Source organism: Halomonas sp. AOP43-A1-21, assembly GCF_052376775.1.
Lineage (GTDB): Bacteria > Pseudomonadota > Gammaproteobacteria > Pseudomonadales > Halomonadaceae > Vreelandella > Vreelandella colorata.
On record NZ_JBQSWC010000023.1, the window covers coordinates 35,331 to 57,494 of the forward strand.

20 protein-coding genes are annotated in these 22,164 nt (G+C 54.2%); 15 read left to right on the top strand and 5 right to left on the bottom strand.

Translation table 11 applies throughout. The annotated features are described in order from the left end of the window. Window positions 1-249 precede the first annotated feature (249 nt). The 3 genes from mpl to ACT3R7_RS13535 are packed head-to-tail and all read left to right on the top strand — an operon-like array spanning window position 250 to window position 2,908. Window positions 250-1,635, top strand: a complete 1,386-nt coding sequence (mpl, locus tag ACT3R7_RS13525) for a UDP-N-acetylmuramate:L-alanyl-gamma-D-glutamyl-meso-diaminopimelate ligase (protein ID WP_193092119.1) — start codon at window positions 250-252, stop codon at window positions 1,633-1,635. Next, a complete protein-coding gene (locus ACT3R7_RS13530) occupies window positions 1,632-2,291 on the top strand; it encodes a flavin prenyltransferase UbiX (RefSeq protein ID WP_319643930.1) in 660 nt (219 codons plus the stop codon). The genes mpl and ACT3R7_RS13530 overlap by 4 nt, the downstream gene beginning before the upstream one ends. Continuing rightward, window positions 2,288-2,908: a LysE family translocator gene (locus tag ACT3R7_RS13535; RefSeq protein ID WP_193092118.1), complete on the top strand. Its 621-nt coding sequence runs from the start codon at window positions 2,288-2,290 to the stop codon at window positions 2,906-2,908. The genes ACT3R7_RS13530 and ACT3R7_RS13535 overlap by 4 nt, the downstream gene beginning before the upstream one ends. Window positions 2,909-2,930: 22 nt before the next feature. Here ACT3R7_RS13535 and ACT3R7_RS13540 read toward each other — a convergent pair whose 3' ends face one another. Genes ACT3R7_RS13540 through ACT3R7_RS13550 form a run of 3 tightly spaced genes read right to left on the bottom strand, consistent with a single transcriptional unit; the run spans window position 2,931 to window position 6,130 of the window. Further along, entirely contained in the window at window positions 2,931-4,328 is a 1,398-nt protein-coding gene (locus ACT3R7_RS13540) for a bifunctional DedA family/phosphatase PAP2 family protein (protein WP_496199240.1), read from the bottom strand. 27 nt (window positions 4,329-4,355) lie between these two features. Beyond that, window positions 4,356-5,285, bottom strand: coding sequence for a GGDEF domain-containing protein (locus tag ACT3R7_RS13545; protein ID WP_192537842.1), 930 nt, complete (start codon window positions 5,283-5,285; stop codon window positions 4,356-4,358). Further along, a complete protein-coding gene (locus tag ACT3R7_RS13550; protein ID WP_193092116.1) occupies window positions 5,282-6,130 on the bottom strand; it encodes a hypothetical protein in 849 nt (282 codons plus the stop codon). Before ACT3R7_RS13550 ends, ACT3R7_RS13545 begins: the two co-directional genes overlap by 4 nt. A 196-nt stretch (window positions 6,131-6,326) precedes the next feature. Between ACT3R7_RS13550 and ACT3R7_RS13555 the strand changes: the two genes are divergently transcribed. The 11 genes from ACT3R7_RS13555 (at window position 6,327) to lipB (ending at window position 16,768) form a co-directional block, all read left to right on the top strand. Continuing rightward, window positions 6,327-7,634, top strand: a complete 1,308-nt coding sequence (locus tag ACT3R7_RS13555) for a glutamate-5-semialdehyde dehydrogenase (RefSeq protein ID WP_193092115.1) — start codon at window positions 6,327-6,329, stop codon at window positions 7,632-7,634. 13 nt (window positions 7,635-7,647) lie between these two features. Then, a complete protein-coding gene (gene nadD / locus ACT3R7_RS13560) occupies window positions 7,648-8,319 on the top strand; it encodes a nicotinate-nucleotide adenylyltransferase (RefSeq protein WP_192537845.1) in 672 nt (223 codons plus the stop codon). Window positions 8,320-8,397: 78 nt separating this feature from the next. Then, window positions 8,398-8,784: a ribosome silencing factor gene (rsfS, locus tag ACT3R7_RS13565; protein ID WP_192537846.1), complete on the top strand. Its 387-nt coding sequence runs from the start codon at window positions 8,398-8,400 to the stop codon at window positions 8,782-8,784. Next, a complete protein-coding gene (rlmH, locus tag ACT3R7_RS13570; protein WP_018917311.1) occupies window positions 8,781-9,248 on the top strand; it encodes a 23S rRNA (pseudouridine(1915)-N(3))-methyltransferase RlmH in 468 nt (155 codons plus the stop codon). Before rsfS ends, rlmH begins: the two co-directional genes overlap by 4 nt. A gap of 71 nt (window positions 9,249-9,319) precedes the next feature. Then, window positions 9,320-11,227, top strand: coding sequence for a penicillin-binding protein 2 (gene mrdA / locus ACT3R7_RS13575; RefSeq protein WP_192537847.1), 1,908 nt, complete (start codon window positions 9,320-9,322; stop codon window positions 11,225-11,227). Between the two features lie 3 nt (window positions 11,228-11,230). Continuing rightward, entirely contained in the window at window positions 11,231-12,391 is a 1,161-nt protein-coding gene (gene rodA, locus ACT3R7_RS13580) for a rod shape-determining protein RodA (RefSeq protein WP_192537848.1), read from the top strand. Between the two features lie 43 nt (window positions 12,392-12,434). Beyond that, window positions 12,435-13,463, top strand: coding sequence for a lytic murein transglycosylase B (gene mltB / locus ACT3R7_RS13585; protein WP_193092114.1), 1,029 nt, complete (start codon window positions 12,435-12,437; stop codon window positions 13,461-13,463). After that, on the top strand, window positions 13,460-14,488 hold the full coding sequence (locus ACT3R7_RS13590; protein ID WP_193092113.1) for a septal ring lytic transglycosylase RlpA family protein: 1,029 nt from the start codon (window positions 13,460-13,462) through the stop codon (window positions 14,486-14,488). The genes mltB and ACT3R7_RS13590 overlap by 4 nt, the downstream gene beginning before the upstream one ends. Window positions 14,489-14,549: 61 nt before the next feature. Further along, complete coding sequence (locus ACT3R7_RS13595) at window positions 14,550-15,749, top strand: D-alanyl-D-alanine carboxypeptidase family protein (RefSeq protein ID WP_193092133.1); 1,200 nt, start codon at window positions 14,550-14,552, stop codon at window positions 15,747-15,749. A 56-nt stretch (window positions 15,750-15,805) separates the two neighbouring features. Further along, a complete protein-coding gene (locus ACT3R7_RS13600; protein WP_018917305.1) occupies window positions 15,806-16,117 on the top strand; it encodes an HP0495 family protein in 312 nt (103 codons plus the stop codon). Then, on the top strand, window positions 16,118-16,768 hold the full coding sequence (gene lipB, locus ACT3R7_RS13605; RefSeq protein WP_193092112.1) for a lipoyl(octanoyl) transferase LipB: 651 nt from the start codon (window positions 16,118-16,120) through the stop codon (window positions 16,766-16,768). A gap of 126 nt (window positions 16,769-16,894) precedes the next feature. Here the strand turns inward: lipB and lipA are convergent, their stop codons facing one another. Together lipA and ACT3R7_RS13615 are read right to left on the bottom strand one after the other, a co-directional pair. After that, complete coding sequence (gene lipA / locus ACT3R7_RS13610; protein ID WP_018917303.1) at window positions 16,895-17,947, bottom strand: lipoyl synthase; 1,053 nt, start codon at window positions 17,945-17,947, stop codon at window positions 16,895-16,897. Window positions 17,948-18,128: 181 nt separating this feature from the next. Continuing rightward, the gene (locus tag ACT3R7_RS13615) at window positions 18,129-19,115 is read right to left on the bottom strand and encodes a LysR family transcriptional regulator (RefSeq protein ID WP_192537853.1); all 987 of its coding nucleotides are present in this window, start codon (window positions 19,113-19,115) and stop codon (window positions 18,129-18,131) included. Window positions 19,116-19,343: 228 nt separating this feature from the next. Between ACT3R7_RS13615 and ACT3R7_RS13620 the strand changes: the two genes are divergently transcribed. Continuing rightward, window positions 19,344-22,031: a DUF3141 domain-containing protein gene (locus ACT3R7_RS13620; RefSeq protein WP_193092111.1), complete on the top strand. Its 2,688-nt coding sequence runs from the start codon at window positions 19,344-19,346 to the stop codon at window positions 22,029-22,031. The last annotated feature ends 133 nt before the right edge of the window (window positions 22,032-22,164 follow it).

A 22,164-nucleotide genomic window follows, 5' to 3' on the forward strand; every position in this document is an offset into this window, starting at 1 on the left:
AAGCATATGGCCTGCGTTTGTCGATAGGTATGGCAGTCAATCTTAGGTATGGCAGTCAATAAGAATGGGCGCATCCTGCAACAATCGAGCGCATTTGTCACTTGGCTGACCACCTTTGACCTGCGCTTAGCATGAAGACGGCCAGTTTTGGAGTTTAAATCCAACGCTTATGGATGAGCATTCCAGCCGGGCATGCTAGTCTTTTCAGCTATTTGTTTGCTGTTTACTATGTTGTTAGGGGCGCACGCCATGCATCTTCACATTATCGGTATCTGCGGCACCTTTATGGGTAGTCTTGCGCTGTTGGCACGTGAGCAGGGCCACCAGGTCAGCGGATCGGATGCAAATGTCTATCCGCCCATGAGTACGCAGCTGGCTGAGGCAGGCATTACGCTAATGGAGGGCTATCGTGCAGAGCACCTTGAGGCGTCTGTCGACTTGGTTATCGTAGGCAATGCGTTATCGCGCGGAAACCCGGAAGTAGAGGCGCTGCTTAACTGTGGCTTGCCCTATACCTCTGGTGCCCAGTGGCTTGCCGAGCATGTTTTGCCAGGGCGGCGCGTAATTGCCATTGCCGGGACCCACGGTAAAACCACCACCGCCAGTTTATTGGCCTGGCTACTTGAGAGCGCTGGCCAAGCGCCGGGTTTTTTAATCGGCGGCGTACCGCGTAACTTTGGTGTTTCGGCGCGCCTGGGCGACCCTCAAGGCCCCTTTGTGGTTGAAGCCGATGAGTATGATACGGCTTTCTTCGATAAGCGCTCCAAGTTCGTTCACTATCGCCCAGATATTGCCGTTCTCAATAACCTTGAGTTCGACCATGCGGATATTTTTTCAGACTTAGCGGCCATTGAGCGCCAGTTCCATCATCTCGTGCGCACTGTACCAAGCCAGGGCCGCCTGCTGGTCGCCGACGAGCAGCCAGCTCTTGAGCGCGTTCTGGCAATGGGCGCCTGGACACCGGTTGAGTACTTTGGCGAGCAGGCCGAAAGCGCTTGGCAGCTCTGCCTGGAACGTCCCGATGCCAGCCGTTTCCAGGTCATTTACCGTACGCCGGAAGGTGAGGAAGACAGTGTTGTTGAATGGCCGTTAAGCGGTGCCCACAACGCGCGTAATGCGTTGGGTGCGCTGGCCGCCGCCCAACAGTGCGGCGTTGACTTGGCCCGCGCCTGTGCGGCTCTGTCACGCTTTGAGACCCCGCGGAGGCGCCAGGAGGTGCGTGGCGAGGTGAAAGGCGTTCAGGTGATTGATGACTTTGCCCATCATCCCACCGCAATCGCCGCCACCTTGGAAGGCTTGCGAGCCACCACGACCAAGGGGCGCTTGCTGGCGGTCATCGAGCCACGCTCCAACACCATGCGTCTGGGAGCGCTGCGTGATCGGCTTAAAGAAAGTATTGCCGATGCCGACCAGGTCTACTGGTATCAGCCGGAGGGGATTGACTGGTCGATGGACGAACTGGTCGCAGAGCAGGGCGCCAAGGCCCATCTGTACCGTGAGATCGATGCATTGGTAAGCGCGGTGGTTAGCCAGGCGGAGCCGCTGGATCGTATCGTTGTCATGTCTAACGGTGGTTTTGAAGGCGTACACGAACGTTTGTTGAGCGCACTAGCGGCAAAGGAATCCATGGCGTGAGTAAAGATTTGTGCTTTAAAAAACCGGTTACCGTCGCGTTAACAGGTGCATCCGGCGCGCAGTACGGCTTGCGGCTGATTGACGTGCTGGTAGAGGCTGGCCATGAAGTGTGGGTCATGATCTCCAAGGCGGCGCATATGGTCGTTGCGACAGAAACCGATATCACGCTACCCGCGCAGCCAGATAGGCTGGCCAAGGCATTGAGCGAGCGCAGCGGCGCGCAGCCGGGGCAGATCCGCTGTTTTGGTCGGGAAGACTGGATGGCCCCCGTGGCATCAGGCTCCGGTGCGGCATCCGCCATGGTCATTTGCCCCTGTTCAACCGGCACGCTTTCCGCGGTGGCAACCGGAGCCAGCAACAATCTGATAGAGCGCGCGGCGGACGTGGCGATTAAGGAGCGGCGAACGCTGGTGATGGTGCCTCGGGAAAGTCCGTTTTCGCCTATTCACCTGGAGCATATGTTGGGGTTAAGTCGATTGGGCGTGGTGATTCTACCTGCCGCGCCCGGGTTCTATCATCGTCCGCAATCAATTGAAGATCTTATCGATTTTATCGTCGCGAGAATTCTTAATCAGCTGGGAATTCAACATACTTTGATGCCCCGTTGGGGCGAGCTTGATGCTGACGCAGGCGATACTGCTAAGGATGACCAATGACCTGGGCAACGCTGTCGATATTTGTGCCAACGTTTCTATTCGTATCGCTGACGCCTGGCATGTGCATGACCCTTGCGATGGTGTTAGGCATGACCCAGGGCGTAAAGCGTACGCTTTGGATGATGATTGGTGAGCTTTTGGGCGTGGGGTTGGTGGCAGCCGCTGCGGGGGCCGGCGTCGCTGCATTAATGTTGCGTCAGCCCGAGCTTTTTATCGCCTTTAAATGGATTGGGGGCGCTTATCTAGCCTATTTGGGCGTGATGATGTGGCGCTCTCGTGGGCGGATGGCCATACCCAATGAGTTAAATGCCGGCCCGCCCGCTGGTCGTCTGCAGTTAGCCATGCAGGGATTTGTTACCGCGGTGGCTAACCCCAAGGGCTGGGCTTTCTTTATGGTGCTGCTGCCGCCTTTTCTGGACAGCAGCCGCCCTCTTGCCAGTCAGCTTAGCCTGCTTATCACGGTGATCCTGCTAATTGAATTTGCCAGCATGCTGGTTTATGCCACCGGCGGTAAAACGCTGCGTAAAACGTTGGGTAAGAGCGGCAATGTTCGGCTTCTTAACCGAATTGCCGGCTCGTTGATGATAGGCGTGGGCGCGTGGCTGGCGCTAGGCTAACGCGTTGAGCTAAAGCTCTGAGCTATACCGGTGGAAAGAAGCCAACCCGCACGCTGATCAGGATAAGTGAGGCTACGCTTAATAACTGCCATGGGCAGGGAGTTAACGGTTGGCGCGGATAGCGTTGCCAGCTTAAGCGTACCAGCGCGCACACCACCAAGCCCAGCAGCGCGCCGCCGATCAGGTCACTAAACCAGTGCACGCCGATAACTAAGCGGGATAGGGCCATGGGAACGGCTAAGGCAATTGCCGCCCAGTAAACCCAGGCGCGTTTTTGGCGCGAGAGTTCTGAGGCTACAAATGCCGCCAACAGCCCCAGAACCACCACCGATGTTGAGGTATGGGCGCTGGGGTAGGAGAGCGATCCGGTTAGATAGTCCGGCGTGTCTGGGCGGGCACGGCCAAAATATGCCTTGCCAAAAGTATTCAGAAACGCGATGCCACCGACGGCTAACCCCCAATGCAGTAGGGCATCAATCCGCTTATTAAACAGCATCCATAAGCCCCACGGCGCAAGAAGCGTGGCGATGCCCAGCTTGTCACCTATCTTGGCAAATACCGCCCCAATTTCAATTAACGTATCGTTTTCCAGCCAGGTGAACAGCCGCTGTACATAGAGGTCGAGCATTAAAGGACCGTCGTGGTGTATCACCATCAGCGTCCAGCCAGAGAGGCTGGTGAGTGCAACGATAAACAGCAAGAGTGAGGCGAGAGGAACTTCGCCAGACTGACTCATGGAAAGCCATGGGCGACGCATCAACGGGACTTTTCGCGCCAGGCGGGCCATAGCGAGATATAGGCGCCCATGACGCCCCACCTGGGCACGGCCCCAGGAGAACACAACGGCCAAGACCACAATGCTGGCTGCCATAATGAGCAGGGCTAACTTGATCCCCGGCGGCACGTTGAGGTGCTCTTGCCAAGTGCGCCCCAGTAAATAGCCCGGCAACAGATAAGCCGGTGCCCATAGAGCGGCTGAGCCAATATTAGCCCATAAAAAAGTACGCGGCGGCATGCGCATCATGCCCGCGACCAGAGGAATAATCGGCCTTACCGGGCCTACAAATCGGCCAATGAATACCGAATAAAGGCCGTAACGTTCAAAAAAACGCACGCCTCGCCCCAGCCATTCGGGATGCGCGGAAAGCGGCCAGCGTTGGGTGATTTGCGCACGTTGATGATAGCCAAGGCTAAAGCTAACGCCGTCGCCTATTACCGCCCCTATAAACGCGGCCATCATCAGCCAGGGAAGCCCTACCAGCTGATGTCCCGCAAGTGACGCCACTGCCGTAATCAGCACAACACCGGGTACCAACAGGCCAACCAAAGCCAAGGACTCAGCCAATGAAATCAAAAATACCAGCAGGATTAGCATTAACGGCGATAGCGAGAGCTGATAAAGGTTATCGGCTAAAGACACAAAAAACTCCTAAAAGGCATTAAGCCGTCACCCGTTGGCCAGTGCCTTCGCACGGGCATTCAGGCGTTGTACATAGCGCTCAAAGCTCTCTTTGTGAGGCAAGCAAGCGGCGATGCGTGATTCAAGTTGACCGGTTTCAACCAGTACACATTGGGATAGCGCATGTTGCAGGCGCTCACGCACTAATAATGCCCCACTTTCGCTGGTATCGGGTAATACTAACCAGAAGGCTGTTTCTCCCGCGCGACCTAGCAGGTCATGGTCACGGCAGCGGCCATGTACTTCATTACACAGGGTATCAAGTAGCGCATTTTTCGCTCGGTGACCAAACTGCTCTTCCGCCATGTCTAATTGCGGCAGGTGAATCACCAGGACGGCCAAGCGCTTGTTGAGCATGGCAGCACGCTGAAACTCATTTTGTAAGCGCTCTTTTAAGGTATCAATATTATAAGCATTACACTGACAGTCGTTTGGGTCGGTTGCTCGTAGGAGCGCACCGCGGCGGCCATGCTCCCAGCGGGGGAGCGCTAGCAGCAAAATAAGCGTGACATAGCCAAGTACGAAAGGGGCTTGTACAGCTGGATAGAAAATAAATAACCATATCAGTGGACCAAGTAGACCGGTTATCAGCAAAGCAGCCCATAAGGGTAGGAGTAAAAAAGCGCTAACCGTAGGTAAGCCTAACCAGATAGAAGACACATAGGGAGGATGATAAAGTGCATTGAATACCGTCAGGTAGGTAGCACTTAACAGCAGTAGCTGGGGTATATAACCTTTTATGCCTTGTCCTAGATGAATCAATAGAGCGGCTAATAACAGCAGTGTCACAAAGGTAGGTATCAGCAAATGCCGGTAGTTACCCAGCCCGTAAAGCCATGTCGCATAACCAACCATCAAGACCAGGCTAGCACCGTAAGCGAGTGACATTAGACGTCTTGAAAACGGGTATTCGGTCATGTCGGGCTCCGCTGACAAGAGGGGTGGCTAAGCTCTTCAAGCGTTAGGTTAGCGTGCTCGATATCAATTAACGGCAGCGAGTGGCTTAAGACACTATCTGGCAGTGCGGCATGTAACTGCTTGCGGCGCAGGGCCGCTTCCTGTGGTGAACGCGAAAGCATCAAGGTCGCAAGCGTGGTGCCATTAAGGCGGTAAGCATTTTCAAAGGTATAGGTTAGCGCACACAGTTTTTTGGCCATGGACCAGAGCTGGTGTCGTTTCACTTGAAAAACCACCAGCTCCGCATGGATAACTTCACGCTCCGAGCGTGTTTGTTCGCGGGGCAAATCACGTAACAACTGTTCTCCAGCCCATAGGTTAACTTTCGGAATTAAGCGCAGGCGCTGGCGGATAGCGCCATTCATATCGACCAGTTGACGTGCTCTGGATAATGCAAGCAGACTCAAGAGAATAAAAAGAAGCAGCATTAATCCCCCTTCCGGCAGGCTTAGTTGCGGCGCAATTAAGACCCAGCTAAATAGCGCTGCTATGACATTAAACGCCAGTATCCACCGCGTCTGAGGTAGCATGAACATAGCGGCCCACGCCCAGATCAACATACTATGGCGTTCTGGCGCAGCGGCAATTAAGCCCAGCAGTAGTGCGCCGGGTAATACTTGCCAGGGTAGGCCATGCGAATAACGATGACTGAAGTCCAGCAGCAGCGCGGTGATGGAAAGCCAGCCTACCGATAGCCAAAGCAGTAAGGCAGCCATTGGCGGGGCGGTTAGCGTCCAAATCGCTAATACAGCCGCAGCAGCGAATAAACTGGCCTTAAGCAGACGAATTTTGTATTTGCTTTGCATGGTGGCTTACTATTCACCTTTAATAACGCTATTTAGCAGCCAGTCGTGGATAAAGGCGGCTGACTAAGATACGAAGCCTAACGCACTTATTGTAACGTTTAATTAGCGTAATATACTGCCAACCACTGAACACAATTACCATGTTATTGCCTAGGCATTTCTCATACTGCTTGCGCGACGAAAATAGGGGGACAGCATGAGCGTTTTAACACTGTTTCAAGATGAGGCCCAGCAGCAACTCACTTCTGGTGACGTTGGCGCCTACATGCAAACGCTCGGGAAAGCGGCCCGTTTAGCAGCAAGCGAACTGCGTCGTGCCGATACCGGTATCAAAAACCGTGCTCTTGAGGCGATAGCAAGCCGGGTCGCTAACGCGCGAGCGGCTATCTTGACCGCTAATACCCAGGATATGCAGCGCGGGGAAGATAACGGTCTGGATAGCGCCCTGCTCGACCGTTTGGCATTAAATGATGCTCGGATCGACGCCATGATTGAAGGGTTGCGCCAAGTAGCTACGCTGCCAGACCCGGTAGGTGAAATTGATGATATGAGCTATCGGCCCAGCGGCATTCAGGTGGGCAAGATGCGCGTGCCGCTAGGCGTCATTGGGATCATTTATGAATCGCGTCCCAATGTCACCCTGGAAGCCGCCAGCCTGTGTTTAAAATCTGGCAATGCGTGTATTTTACGTGGCGGCTCTGAAGCGAGCGCCTCGAATGCAGTCATTGCTGAATGCATTACGCAAGGCTTGCAGGAAGTAGGTCTCTCGGCAAGCTGCGTGCAGGTAGTGGCAACGATTGATCGCGCCGCGGTAGGCGCATTGATCAGCATGCCTGACTATGTGGATGTAATTATTCCACGCGGCGGTAAATCGCTGATCGAGCGGATCTCCCGCGAAGCAAAGGTGCCGGTTATCAAGCATCTGGATGGTGTCTGCCACGTCTATATCGATACCACAGCAGACCCGGTCAAGGCGCTGGCCATTGCCGTCAATGCCAAGACGCACCGTTACGGCACCTGCAACACTATGGAAACCCTGCTGGTGGATGCACCGGTGGCGGATCTGATTTTGCCCGAGCTGGCCCGCGCGTATGCTGAACATAACGTTGAACTGCGTGGCTGCGAGCGTACCCGTGCCTTGCTGCCTCAAGCGCTGGCCGCATCGGAAGAAGACTGGCATGCCGAGTACTTGGCACCGATCCTGGCCATTAAAGTCGTCGACGGGGTGGACGAAGCGATTGCGCATATTGAGCAGTATGGCTCGCACCACACCGATGCCATCGTGACTCAGGACTACTCGCTGGCGCGCCGTTTTATGGCCGAAGTAGATTCAAGCTCAGTGATCGTGAATGCCTCGACGCGCTTTGCCGATGGCTTTGAATACGGTTTGGGCGCTGAAATTGGTATTTCAACCGATAAACTGCACGCCCGGGGCCCCGTTGGCCTGGAAGGCCTTACCACGCGTAAGTATGTCGTGTTCGGGGATGGGCAGGTTCGGCAGTGAAGGCTGGGGCAATATGAGTTCTCCACCGATAAAAATCGGCATGCTGGGCGGGACGTTCGATCCCGTCCATCATGGCCATCTGCGTAGTGCTTTGGAAGTACGTGAAGCGTTGGGGCTTGATCGGCTGCATATGATACCGGCGCCCAAGCCACCATTGCGTGGCGCGCCTCAGGTATCAGCCGAGCAACGCTTGGCGCTGCTTAACGCCGGGATTGGTGATACGCCGGGGCTGTATGCGGATGATCGTGAGCTACGCCGTGAAGGGCCATCCTACAGTATCGATACGCTCGCTCAACTGCGGGCCGAGTACGGTGAGCAGGCACGTTTGGTCATGGTGATTGGGTTTGATGCGTTTTTGCGTCTTCATCAGTGGTACCGTGCTGGCGATTTGTTTTCCCTGGCGCATGTGGTTGTTATGGCGCGCCCTGGTTATCAAATGCCCTGGACCAGTGAATTAAGGGAACTGGTTGGTGAGTGCGAAGTCGAAAGCGTGGATTCGCTGATGCAGTACCCAAACGGGGGGCTTTTAACGCTATCGTTACCGTCGATGATGGCTATTTCAGCGACCTATATTCGCCAGCGGCTTAGGGAGGGCAAAAGCATTCATTATTTGCTTCCAAATGCGGTTGAAGAGGCCATTCGAGAGAACGGCTTTTATCAACACTTTTCCCAGCACGACGAATAGCGCTGGTAGTCACGAAAGAAGCCGTTACAATGGCCCGCTTTATGGGCCGATTACCAAATGGGGTTGTCTTCAGGAGTCATGCACATCGATACACTGAAAAGCCTAGCGCTTGATGCGTTAGAAGAACTTAAAGCACGTGATATCACCCAGCTGGATGTTTCCAGCTTGACCGAGGTCACCGACCTTATGCTGATTGCCAGCGGCACGTCTACGCGACACGTGGCGGCACTTGCGCAAAACGTCGTAGAAAAAGCCAAAGCAGCAGGTCTGGCACCCCGTGGCGTTGAAGGGGGCGACAATGCAGATTGGGTACTGGTGGATCTGGGCGATATTGTGGTTCATGTAATGCTGCCAGAAGCGCGCACTCTCTATGACCTTGAGCGGTTATGGGCGGATCTTCCAAGCGACGGTTTCAAAGCAGACGAGTCGTTTGAGCAGTTTGAAGAGCGAGCCAGCATGTCATGAAGGTACGGCTGTTAGCGGTAGGTACCAAGATGCCTGCGTGGGTGGAAGAGGGCATTGAAACTTACCGTAAACGGCTCCCTCGGGATTTCAGCCTTGAAATAGAAGAGATCCCGCTTGGCCAGCGTGGCAAAAATGCCGATATTGCTAAAGCGCGAGCCCAAGAGGCGCAACGCATTCGAGATAAACTGCGGGGCGATGAATACGTGGTGGCGCTTGAAGTAAAAGGTAAGCCCTGGACAACTGAGCAGTTAGCCCAGGAGGCTGATGCCTGGCGGATGGAAGGCCGCGATATCGTGCTATTGGTCGGCGGGCCGGACGGTCTTGAACCGTCTCTGTCCGCCATGGCTGATAAAGCGTGGTCGCTTTCGCCGTTAACCCTGCCGCATCCGTTAGTTCGTATTATGCTTGCCGAGCAGCTTTATCGCGCTTGGACCTTATTGGTTGGTCACCCCTATCACCGCTAAGGCTCAAACGGGTGGTGGTGTTTGTTGACTGTTATTGCGTCAATCGTCTGATTTGAGAGTCATCTGTTGCCATGCCCCAGCGCCGTGACACGCTAAAAAATTCTGAGCAAGAGTTGCGTATTTTTCGTGTCAGAACGCTGCTTGCTGTTCTGGTGGTGGCAACGCTTACCAGCCTATTAGTGGGGCGTTTGGCCTACCTGCAGATCGTTCAACATGAAATCTATACCACTCGGTCGGAAAAGAATCGTGTGCGCGTTGAGCCACTGCCGCCCAATCGCGGTTTGATTTACGACCGCAATGGCGTGCTGCTGGCTGAAAATCGACCTACCTATAACCTGACGCTGGTGCGCGAACGCGTTGATAATCTTGATGATACCCTGGCACTGCTGGTAGAGCTTCTAGAGCTTCCCGAGGAGGATGTCGAGGCCTTCAACGTGCGTTCACGCCAGCGTCAGCGTCCCTTTCAACCTGCACTATTGATGAGTGATCTTAGCGAGGAGCAAATTGCGCGCCTCGCCGTTAATCGTCATCGCTTGCCGGGGGTTGAAGTCGAAGCGCAGCTGCTGCGTTACTATCCTGACTCCGAAGTGATGGCGCACACCCTGGGTTATGTGGGGCGGATCAATGTCGAAGAGCTTCAATCTTTGGATGCTGGCCGGTATGCCGGCACTCACTTTATTGGAAAAACCGGGGTCGAGCGCTTCTACGAAGAAGAGCTGCACGGCGAAGCGGGCCTACGCAAGGTTGAAACTAACGCTCGCGGACGCGTATTAAGAGAATTAGGGCGTACCGATCCTGTGCCCGGAGAGAACATTACCCTGACGATCGATAAGTCGCTTCAGACGCTTGCCTATGAGCTGATGGATGGTCGACGCGGCTCTATTGTAGCGATTGCGCCGGCAACAGGTGAAATTCTGGCAATGGTGTCGACGCCAGGATTTGATAGCAACCAATTCGTAACCGGGATTGACGTCGCGTCCTACCGTGGCTTGCAGGAAGACCTTGATCTACCGCTGTTTAATCGCTCGATACGTGGGCATTACCCTCCGGGCTCGACCATTAAACCTTTTTTAGCGCTTGCAGGGCTTGCTGAAGGCGTGATTACGCCTGACAGCACGATTAACGACCCCGGCTATTACCAGTTACCCAATGACTCACGCCGCTACCGTAACTGGCTGCGCTGGGGGCATGGGCGTGTGGATTTGGAGCGCTCGTTGGCGGTTTCCAACAACACCTATTATTACACCCTGGCGCATGATTTGGGCATCGACAACCTGGATAAGCGGATGAGTGGATTTGGGTTCGGGCAGCGAGTTGCCCACGATGTCCAGGGCGAAAGCAACGCCTTGATGCCATCTCGCGAGTGGAAGCGAGAGCGCTTTAATCAACCTTGGTACCCAGGTGAAACCTTGTCAGTCGGCATTGGCCAGGGGTACTGGCAAGTAACGCCGTTACAGTTAGCGAGTGCAACGGCCACCCTTGCTAACCGAGGCCACTGGGTAAAACCCCGTCTAGCACTGCAAATTGGGGGTGAGCCGCTGCCTCAAGACTTACCCGATACATTGGATGATATTCAGCTGGAAAATGATGCCTGGTGGGATCGGGTGTTTAGTGGTATGGAAAAAGTTCTTAGTGGTAGCGAGGGTACTGCGCGGCGATCCGGTGTCGGTCTTGAGTATCGTATGGGCGGCAAGTCGGGAACGGCACAGGTATTTTCGTTGGGCCAGGACCAGCGCTATAACGCCGATGAACTCGAGGAGCGACTGAGAGACCATGCCCTGTTTATGGCGTTTGCCCCGATTGAGAATCCCCAAATTGCCGTTTCGGTCATCGTGGAAAATGCGGGCGGCGGCAGTACGCATGCCGCGCATTTAGCGCGCGCAATGACCGATGCTTGGCTGTTAAAAGATGAAGCCCCTGACGCTGATGAGGTACGCGAAGTTTTGGAAGAAGATACCGCTCAAGTGGAGGGAAACTGATCTATGCCTTGGCAGACGCTGACCCGTCCATTACGGCGCCATCCAGTGCGCCCACCCGATAGCGGGATAGCCCGGCGTAAAAGTATTTGGGAACGTATCCATATTGACCCTTGGCTGTTAGGACTTTTGCTGATTTTGATGGCGGGCGGTCTGCTGGTTCTTTATAGCGCGTCGGGCCAGCGTATTGAGGCGGTAATCGCTCAGGCGATGCGGTTTGGAGTGGCGCTGGCAGGCATGGCGTTTTTGGCGCAGCTATCACCTACTACGTTTTTACGCTGGGCGCCCTTTGCTTATGGTGCAGGGGTTGTCATGTTATTGGCAGTGGAGATTGCTGGTGATATTGGAATGGGCGCCAAGCGTTGGCTTGAGATTCCCGGCGTTATTCGCTTTCAACCTTCAGAAATGATGAAGCTGGCAGTGCCTTTAATGGTGGCTGCCTATTTAAATCGTTGTCAGCTCCCACCGAGATTGAAAGACATCGTAGTGTGCGCTGTGATTATTGGCTTACCGGTCGTGTTGACTGCCATTCAGCCGGACTTGGGTACATCATTGCTGGTGGCCAGTGCAGCAGTCATTGTGGTGTTGCTTGCGGGTCTTTCATGGCGCCTGATCGGGTTTGTCGCCGCATTGCTGGCTGCGTGTGTGCCGCTATTGTGGATGAATATGCACAATTATCAGCGCCAGAGGGTGTTAACCTTCCTGGACCCAGAGAGCGACCCGCTTGGCTCCGGGTGGAATATTATTCAGTCGACTACCGCTATTGGTAGCGGTGGTTTATGGGGAAAGGGGTGGCTTGAGGGTACGCAGTCGCAGCTTGAGTTTCTGCCCGAACGGCATACCGATTTTATTATTGCCGTATTGGGTGAAGAGTTTGGCCTGGTTGGCATGCTGATTTTACTGGCTCTTTACCTAATGATTGTAGGGCGGGGTCTGTGGTTGGCGGCTTCGTCGCAGGATACTTTTGGTCGCTTGTTTGCGGGCAGTATTATCCTGACATTTTTCATTTATGTGTTTGTAAATGTCGGTATGGTCAGCGGTATTTTGCCCGTAGTGGGCGTTCCGCTACCCCTGGTTAGTTATGGTGGAACCTCTAGCGTGACCTTGTTGGCAGGGTTCGGTATTCTCATGTCTATTCATGCCCATCGTCGGCTATTGCCACGTTAATATTTCAGTCAGGGCGGTGCGTTTTCAAAGGAGTGGTGAGTTGATGAAAAGGGCCCGGAATAAAGCTGGCAGTTACCTTGTCGCCGCGCTAATTGCGTGTTCGATGCCTGCTGCATTCGCTGAGGAACACCCGGCGGAAGCGGTAGACCTGCAAAAAAATGAACGCACCCAGATATTGGTAGATGAGTTAATCGCCCAGGGCATACCAGAAGCTTGGCTCCGCGATGCTTTTTCACACGCAGTGTATTCCCAAGAAGTGCTGGATGCCATGGAGGGTGCGGCGGAGCGTCGCTTACGCTGGTATGAGTATCGCGATATATTCCTTACCCAGCAGCGCATTGAAGAAGGCGCTGCGTTTATGCAAGCGCACGCTGAGACGCTGGCGCGTGCGGAAGACGTGTACGGGGTGCCGGGTAATGTTATTACCGCTATTATCGGCGTAGAAACGTATTATGGTCGCCATAAAGGTCGCCACCGGGTACTTGATTCGCTGGCTACCCTGGCGTTTTATCATCCCAGTCGTGGGCAGTTTTTTCGCGGTGAGCTGGCGGCATTTTTACAAATCGCCTATGAGCAGCAGGTCGACCCTGCCGAGCTTTATGGCTCGTACGCAGGCGCGATGGGTTACCCGCAGTTTATCCCCACCAGCTATCAGGCATATGCGGTCGATTTTGACGATGACGGCCTGCGTGATTTGTGGGAAAACCCGGTTGATGCCATCGGCAGCGTAGCTAATTATTTTGCCGTACATGGTTGGCAGCGTGATGGCGCAATCTATCACGAAGCGAGCGGGCCGGACGAAGCGCCGGAAACTTTGACGTTTAACCAAACGTCAGCACCGAATATAACCGCCGCTGATGCCGCCGCCGAGGGCATTGAATCTCAGCAGGGACTTGATGGCTCGCTGCCGGTGATACCGCTGGTATTTGAAATGGACGACGGGCGCATGCGTTACCGGCTGGGTGAGAACAATTTTTATGTGATTACTCGCTATAACCACAGCCACCTGTATGCCATGGCAGTCACGGAGCTTGCCGAGGCCATTCAAAATCAGGCTGAGGAACAGGGATGAAAATGTTGCAAGCAGTGACCTGGCGAATGGGCGGTGCGATTGCCCTTGTTGCTTTAGTAAGTGGCTGTGCCAGTCGTGAAGCTCAGCGTGTGGATAATACGCCCGCACAGGCGCAGCCCGCAGCGCCAGCAGCCAGCAGTAGCAATAGTAGTGGCGGTGGGCGCTACGCCATGAATGGCGACGCTTATCCGGTTGAGCCACCCGATGTTTCAACCGTGCCGGATGCTGAACCGCGTATCGAAGCTCCTTCGCGGGCGGGCAATCGTTCGACCTACGAAGTATGGGGAGAAACGTATCATGTAATGCCTGATTCCAGGGGATATGCCAAGCAGGGCACCGCCTCTTGGTATGGAGAAAAATTTCATGGCTACGCGACCTCCAACGGTGAGATCTACGATATGTACAAAATGTCGGCGGCACACCGTTCGCTGCCGCTGCCTACGTTTGCGCGTGTTACCAGCCTGGATAGCGGTCAGTCAGTGATTGTGCGGGTTAATGATCGAGGCCCTTTTCATAGCGACAGGGAAATTGATCTTTCCTACGCTGCCGCTGCGCGATTAGGTATATTGGATAACGGCACCGGGCGGGTGAGGGTTGAAGCGGTTGACCCGGGGCGCTGGCTAGCCGAGCGGGGCAGAGCGCCCGCTAATGCAGTGTCAGCTGCAAGGGCACCAGCCGCAAGGGCACCAGCTGCCCAGCCAACGGCTGTAGCATCGGCAGCGCCCGTTGCTGCCCAAAGCGTTCCTGTAGCGCCTCAGTCGGCCTCCGCTGCAGCACCTTCAAGTGCTGGGTCTGAGAGCGACGCTACGGGGGCTATTTACCTGCAGATTGCCGCCTTGGGTAGTGCTGAAGGAGCGCAACAACTTCAGCAGCGATTGAAAAACGAATTGCCCCATGAAGTCCGTGTAATGAGTGATGCAAGCGTGCACCGTGTACAAGTGGGGCCCGTAAGGCCCGCTCAAGAAACACAGGCGCGTGAAGAGCTTCGCCAGGCGGGCTTCCCTCAAGTTTTTATCGTGAGATAATTCACTTTTTTATACTCTTTGGTGCCTAGCGCCATTTTTTCTTGTAAGTGAGATGTTAGTGATGAATGTATTTGAGTCGATACGCCGCTCTGCCAAGCTCTGCCTCTTTGCGGCCATGACAGCCGTTACGCTGCCGGCAGCGGCACAGGTAATTCCCCAGCCGCAGACGATTATTCCAGCCGCACCGCAGCTTGCTGCCAGCTCCTGGATTTTAATGGATGCCAATAGCGGCCGTATCCTTGCCGAGCACAACTCGGATGAGCGTTTGGCACCGGCAAGTCTTACCAAACTCATGACCGCCTATCTTGTCGAGCGTGAGTTGGATCGTGACACTATTAAATTAGATGATTTGGTCAATGTCAGTGAAAACGCTTGGCGGACTGGCGGCTCAAAGATGTTTATTGAGGTGGGCAACCAGATCCCCGTTGAGGAGCTGTTGCACGGTATCATAATTGTCTCAGGTAACGATGCCAGCGTCGCCATGGCCGAGCATCTGGCAGGCGGTGAAGCCCCTTTTGCTGACTTGATGAACCAGCATGCGGCTCGTCTTGGGATGGAGAATACCCATTTTGAGAACGCAACGGGGCTGCCCAGCGATAATCACTACTCAACCGCTCATGACTTGGCCCGGCTTTCACGCCACATCATTAATGATTACCCCGAACATTATGCGATCTACTCGCAGCGTCACTTCTCTTACGGTGGAATCGATCAGCCTAATCGTAACCGTTTACTCTGGCGTGATCCGTCGGTTGACGGTCTGAAAACCGGGTGGACAGACGCTGCAGGCTACTGCCTGGTATCCTCTGCTGAGCGCGACAGTATGCGACTCATTTCCGTGGTAATGGGCACCAATTCAGATGAGGCGCGAGCCCAGGAAACTCAGAAACTGCTGAGCTACGGCTTCCGTTTTTATGAAACCATGAAGCTTTACGAGCGTGGCGCAGTACTTGAAACACCCCGCGTATGGGGCGGTGATATTAATGAACTGCGCGTAGGGGTAAATGAAGAAGTCTATATGACGCTACCGCGCAACCGTAACGAAGAGCTGCGCGCACGTCTTAACCTGCATACCGATTTGCAGGCGCCGATTGCGGTTGGCGATGACGTAGGCACATTAGAAGTTTATCTGGGTGAAGAAATGGTGGGCGAGCGCCCTCTAGTGGCGCTTGAAAATGTCGAAGAGGGTGGCTTATTTAAGCGCTTATTCGACCAGGTTCAGCGCTTTTTCAGTGGGTTGATTTCTAAATTTACCGACTAATCTGCCCGGCCTGGGTACTGCCCAGGCCTCTTGTTTCGCTTAGTAGAAGGCAAATTATGAAAAAAGGTGCCAACGATGGGTTTCGCGATCTGCGTCAGCCGGCAGTGACCGAGCCACCCAAGATTACGTTTCCCTGCGATTATCCGTTGAAAATTGTCGGCGATGCCGCTGATGATTTTACCGCCTGTGTTTGTCAGATCGTGGTGCGCCATGCGCCGGATTTTGATGAATCTACACTAGAAGTGGTCGATAGCCGAAACGGTCGTTTTCAGTCAGTGCGCATCACGATTAATGCGACCAGCGAACAGCAGATAAGCCAGCTGTTTGATGAGCTGAAAGCTACAGGCCGTGTGCATATGGTGGTGTAAATGAGCGATGACTCGCCCATTGAGCTACACCGCTTAGGACGTAGGCCTTACCTGCCTGTGTGGGAGGCTATGCGCACGCTGACCGATACGCGTGATAGTGATACGCCCGATCAGTTCTGGCTGGTAGAGCACGACCCGGTGTTTACCCAGGGGCAGGCAGGTAAGCCTGAGCATTTGCTGATGCCGGGTGAGATTCCTGTTGTGCAAACGGATCGTGGTGGGCAAGTAACCTATCATGGCCCCGGGCAGGTCGTACTGTATCCTCTGCTTGACGTTCGCCGTGCGAAAATAGGCGTGCGGGAATTGGTGTCAGCGCTGGAGAATGCGGTGATTGCGTTACTTGCCGATTATGGCATTAGCGCCCATGCAAGGCCTGACGCCCCAGGGGTTTATGTAAAAAGCCCGATCGGTGAAGCCAAAATAGCCTCTCTGGGGTTACGCATTCGGCGTGGCTCAAGCTATCACGGCGTAGCGCTCAATGTGGATGGGGATCTTTCCGCCTTTCAACGTATCAACCCTTGTGGCTACGCGGGTATGGCCGTCACTCGTCTGGCAGATTTGGCAACGCTGCCCAAGGAGCATGACGTAGGCGAACAGCTAGCGCATGCACTAGCCATTCAGCTAAGGCGAGCGTTAGTGGTTATCGATTAGCGAAGCACTGCTTGTATAGATGCAAAGCTCATTCAGGCGTTAGATGGCGTGCCTAAAAAGAGGCCGCCGCGATAAGCAATATTCGCGGCGGCCTCTTTGTTTAAGCTTACGCTATGCTTCGCCGTATCAGCCTACATTCAGTGCAGGGATAATATTGGGGTTAGACTCCTGGCCCGGAATGGCGGCCGGAGAGGCGAGTCCTAGATTATTCTTCTCGAACACTCGGTCGGCACGGTAGCTTGAACGCACCAGTGGGCCTGAAGGCACTTCCATAAAGCCTTTTTCCAAGCCCAAGACACGATACCGATCGAACTCTTCAGGGCTTACCCAGCGCTCAACCGGCAGGTGGTTTTTTGTAGGGCGTAAATACTGGCCTAAGGTGACGATATCAACGCCAATTTCGCGAAGATCGTCGAACGTCTTGAGTATCTCTTCATCCGTTTCACCAAGCCCTAGCATGATGCTGGTTTTGGTAATCACATCCGGACGATGCTTTTTAGCATAGGCCAGCACGTCCAGCGTTTTGCGATAGCCGGCACGCGGGTCGCGTACTCGGCTCGTCAGCCGTTCAACGGTTTCAACATTCTGCGCAAACACCTCAAGACCTGAGTCTACAACGCGCTCAATGGCTGCTTGGTCACCATCGAAATCAGGTGTCAGGGCTTCAACGACGACTTCTGGCGTACGCGCTTTGATAGCACGGATACAGCTGGCATAGTGGGTGGCACCACCATCGTCGAGATCATCACGATCAACCGATGTCAAAACGATATAGCGAAGCCCCATCAGCTCAACCGACTTGGCGGTATTTTCGGGCTCTTCAAGATCCAGCCAGCCTTTGGGATTGCCCGTATCGACTGCGCAGAAACGGCATGCACGGGTACACACAGACCCCATCAACATGATGGTGGCTGTTCCATTGCTCCAGCACTCGCCCATGTTAGGGCAGTGAGACTCAGCACAAACGGTACTTAGGCGGTGCTCCGCGACGTTACGCTTAACGGCTTCAAAGCGCTCGCCACCGGGGATTTGAGCGCGCAGCCATTTGGGCTTGCGTTCAAGCGATGGGGCTTCAGCCTGCGCACTGCGCACCTTCATGCCATCTTTGATCGCCGTCGTGCCGTGTTCATTACGGAATTTCTGGCCGCTGGGAACACGCTGTGTGGGGTTATTGCTCATAGGAATAGAGCCTCTCTACTGTGCGGCAGGCAGGGCTTATCATAAACAGTAAGCGCTTGCCCCCCAATCATGCCGATTAATACGTTGCCTAATGCGTTGCTAATTAATACATGTTGCTAATTAATACATAGGTAGTAGGAGGTAATGTAACATAACTGGGGAATAACAAGACACCGCCGGGTTAGCTTGAAAGCATGGGTAAGCAGGCCACGCCATGACTTGGCAAGGGGCTTGCGGGCCCTTTGAAGTGACGCTGATACTCGGCTAAATGCTCACGCACGAAGCGTAAAAAGAGTTCGGCCACGGGCGTGGGAAAACGTTCACGCTGATAAACCATGCACCAGGCTCGACGAATGGGGAAATCAGGTAGCGACAGGGCAGACAGAAGTCCTTGCTCAAGCTCCAGCTGTACGGCTAAACGCGGTAGTACCGCCACGCCTAAATGGGCCATTACGCCTTGCTTGATGGCTTCGTTGGTACCCAGCTCAATGCAGTGGGGCAGGGCGACTTTCTGATAGGCGGCCAGCTGTTCAAAGGCGTTACGTACTCCCGAGCCCGGCTCGCGCATCAAAACATAGTGGCGGGCGAAGTCAGTCAACGTGGGCGAGAGCATATCCAGCAGCGGGTGCTCAGGCCATACCACCGCCACCAGCTCATTATCGAGAATAGGCATTACGGCCAAACGTTCATCCTCGGGTACCATCGCCATAATCACCAGGTCATCCTGCTGCTCGGCCAAACGTTCAAGCGCCTGACTGCGGTTGCAGACCTTTAAACGTACATGAATATCGGGGTAGCTTGCGCGAAAACGTGCCAGCAGGTACGGCACAATATATTGGGCTGAAGAGACCGCAGCCAAGTTAAGCTGCCCGGTAATCTTGCCGTTGATATTCGACAAATTCATTTGGAGTCGTGAGAGCTGCCCAAAGATTTCCCGCGTGGACAACGCCAGCGTGTCTGCCGCAGGCAATACGTGCAGGGTTTTACCGGCATATTTGAAAAGGGGTTGGCGCAGAGCTTGTTCCAGCTGGCGTATTTGCGCGCTGACGGCGGGCTGGGTGAGCCCTAACTGCTCGGCCGCGCGGGAATAGGAGCGCTGGCGATGTACCGCCTGAAATACTTGCAGCTGTCGAAATGTTAGGCGGTTAAGCAGCGTAGGGGATGACATAACAACCTCTGAAAAGACCGCTCTTGGGCGTCGAATAGCCCGGCTAGCGTTATATGCTAAGTGAAAATGCTACCACTGTTTAGTCAATTCTACCTGATATCCGACTAGTTTTAGGCGTTGCGCGAATACCCATCGACGTTCGGCGCCGAGTGGCCTAGACTATATTGCATTGCAGCATCATCAAGGCTTTTGGGTTGATTGCCAGTGCCTTCACCCTAGGGAGACCCTATGAATTTTCTCGCCAATCCTTTGCTTAACGCTAATCCGATAATGAACGCATGGAGAGGAACCGCTAATTCCTCTACTTCAATGCCAGGCAGTGAGGCACTGACCTCATTAATGGACCCGTTTGGGATTGGGCGCGCCGCTGTCGATTATTGGCGGGATAGCGTGGAGCGCAGCGTGCTTTACTGGGACGTTATGCGTGAGCGCGGCAATCAGTATCTGGAACATATGGAGCAAACCAAGCCGAGCGTGCTGGGTTTTAAAACCGAAGTGTTGCTGGATGGCCGTACGCTTCCCCAGCCGACCAACTACGAATTGCTGCGTGTGCTGCCTCCTGAAGGCACGGTCATTGATCCCCATAAGCGTCCCTTTGTCGTTGTCGATCCGCGTGCCGGGCATGGCCCGGGTATTGGCGGTTTTAAACCTGACAGCGAGCTTGGCGTGGCGTTAAAAGCCGGGCATCCCTGCTACTTTATCGGTTTTTTACCCTTTCCTGAGCCCGGTCAAACGGTTGAAGATGTCGTCGAGTCAGAAGTGGCTTTTTTGCGTCATGTGATTAGCCTGCACCCAGAAACCACGGAAAGGCCCATGGTCGTGGGCAACTGCCAGGCCGGTTGGCAGTTGATGATGGCGGCAGCGCTTGAGCCGGATGTTTTTGGACCTATCCTGATCGCGGGGGCGCCGCTCTCCTACTGGGCGGGCGAGCACGGCAATGCACCCATGCGCTATACCGGCGGTTTGACGGGGGGGAGCTGGATCACGGCATTTACCAGCGATATGGGTAACGGCTTATTTGATGGCGCTTGGCTAGTACAGAACTTTGAGCGCTTAAATCCTGCCAACACCTATTGGAAAAAGCAGTATCACCTCTACGCCAATGTGGATACCGAGAGCGAGCGGTATCTTGATTTTGAGCGCTGGTGGGGTGGGCATGTAGTGCTGGGCGGTGAGGAAATCCAATATATTGTCGATAATTTGTTCGTTGGCAACCGCTTATCGACGGCCCAGTTGGTAACTCGTGACGGGCGGCGGATCGATCTGCGCAATCTACGCTCCCCTGTCGTGGTGTTCTGTTCCCGCGGTGACGATATCACTCCGCCCCCTCAGGCATTGGGCTGGATTCGTGATCTATACGAAGATACCGATGATATTATCGCCAACGATCAAACCATTGTTTACTGCATGCATGATACTACCGGGCATTTGGGGATATTTGTATCTGGCAGCGTGTCGCGCAAAGAGCATTCTGAATTTACGGCGAACATGGACTATATCGACGTAATGCCGCCTGGGTTATATGAAACCAAGGTTACCCTGGCGTCAGAAAGCAGTGATGCCGCTCTTTATGAGCGTGACTATCTGCTGGAATTTCAGCCACGCAATTTTGAAGAACTTGATCGTGAAGTGCATCATAAGGCCGATGACGATCGGCGATTTGCCACGGTTGCGCGGATCTCTGAGATAAATTTAGGTCTGTATCGACTCTATGTCCAACCTTGGGTGCAAGCGCTTATAACGCCCGAAAGTGCACGTTTAATGCGCCGTATGCACCCGATTCGTCTGGGCTACAAGCTGTTGTCGGATCGCAATCCTTTATCGGTACCGCTGCCGGTGATGGCAGAAGCAGTGCGTAAAAACCGCCAGGAAATAAGCCAGGACAATCTTTTTAAAGCGTTTGAAATCATGAGCTCCGATCAGATTGTGGCGTCGCTTAACGCCTTTCGTGATCTTCGCGATAGCAGTTCAGAGCGGCTGTTTATGGATATCTACGGCCAGCCACTGCTTCAGGCGGCTGTAGGGCTTTATGGCGATGCCCATGTGCACCGTCGGCGGCCGGGTGCCGAGCCTGAGCATCGGCGCTTCTTGGCAAGGCGTCAGGATGAGTTACGCGAGCGTATTGCCCAAGGCGGCGCCCATGAAGCGACCATGCGCTCCCTCATTTATGTGCTGGGCGGTGCTCCCGCAACGGATGAGCGTAACTTCAAGCGGCTGCGGGCTTCACGGGCGAAGCTTGAGTCTGATATCAAGCTTTCAGAATTCAAGCAATTAGTACGTGAACAGTTCTTTATTTTAAAACTGGATCGTGAGAAAGCGCTGAATACGCTGCCTGAGCTTTTGGCAGGTGAAAGTAGTAGCGCCATTGATGGGTATATTAAAAATCTTGAGCACGTGTTTGCCGCAAGCGGCGAGCTTTCTGAGCATGCCGCTGAGCGTTTTGCGCAAATCAAAGCGCTGTTTGAGAAAGCGCGGCCGGCCAAGTCCGCCCCAAGCAAAACACCTGCCGCTTTAGCTGCGCCTAAAGCGGCGGTAAAGGCTGAGTCTGCTCCAACTGCTCAAACTGTTAGTACAAACACTGCCAGTAAGGGCGCTGCCAGTAAAAACACCGTCAGTAAAAACGCTGGTGAGAAAAAGCCAGACGAGAAAAAACCGGCCGACAAGAAGCCTGCGACTAGAAAGGCCGCGGTAACCCAAAAAGCATCCGAAGGACCGGCGGTGGTTAAAGAAGATGCCAAGCCGAGCTCGGCTGACGGTACGACCGAGAAAGCCTCAAAGGCTGCCCCGGCGGAGGCAGGTTCAAATGATCAAAAGCAGGCTTCAACGCCTACGGCCAAGCCAGCGGATGACCAGCCTGTTGAGATCAAAAAACCAAGCGCAAACGTCACTCGACGTAAGACGCCTCGAAAGCGTTAATTAGGTTTTTTTGGCTGGCTCTGCGCCCCTGCTTTTTAGCAGGGGCGTTTTGTTTATAGAAAATGGTAGGTTGCCGATCTTGGAACGTCGGTCTAGTGTCTAGCTACTTGGGTTTAGAAAACCTGATTTTAGA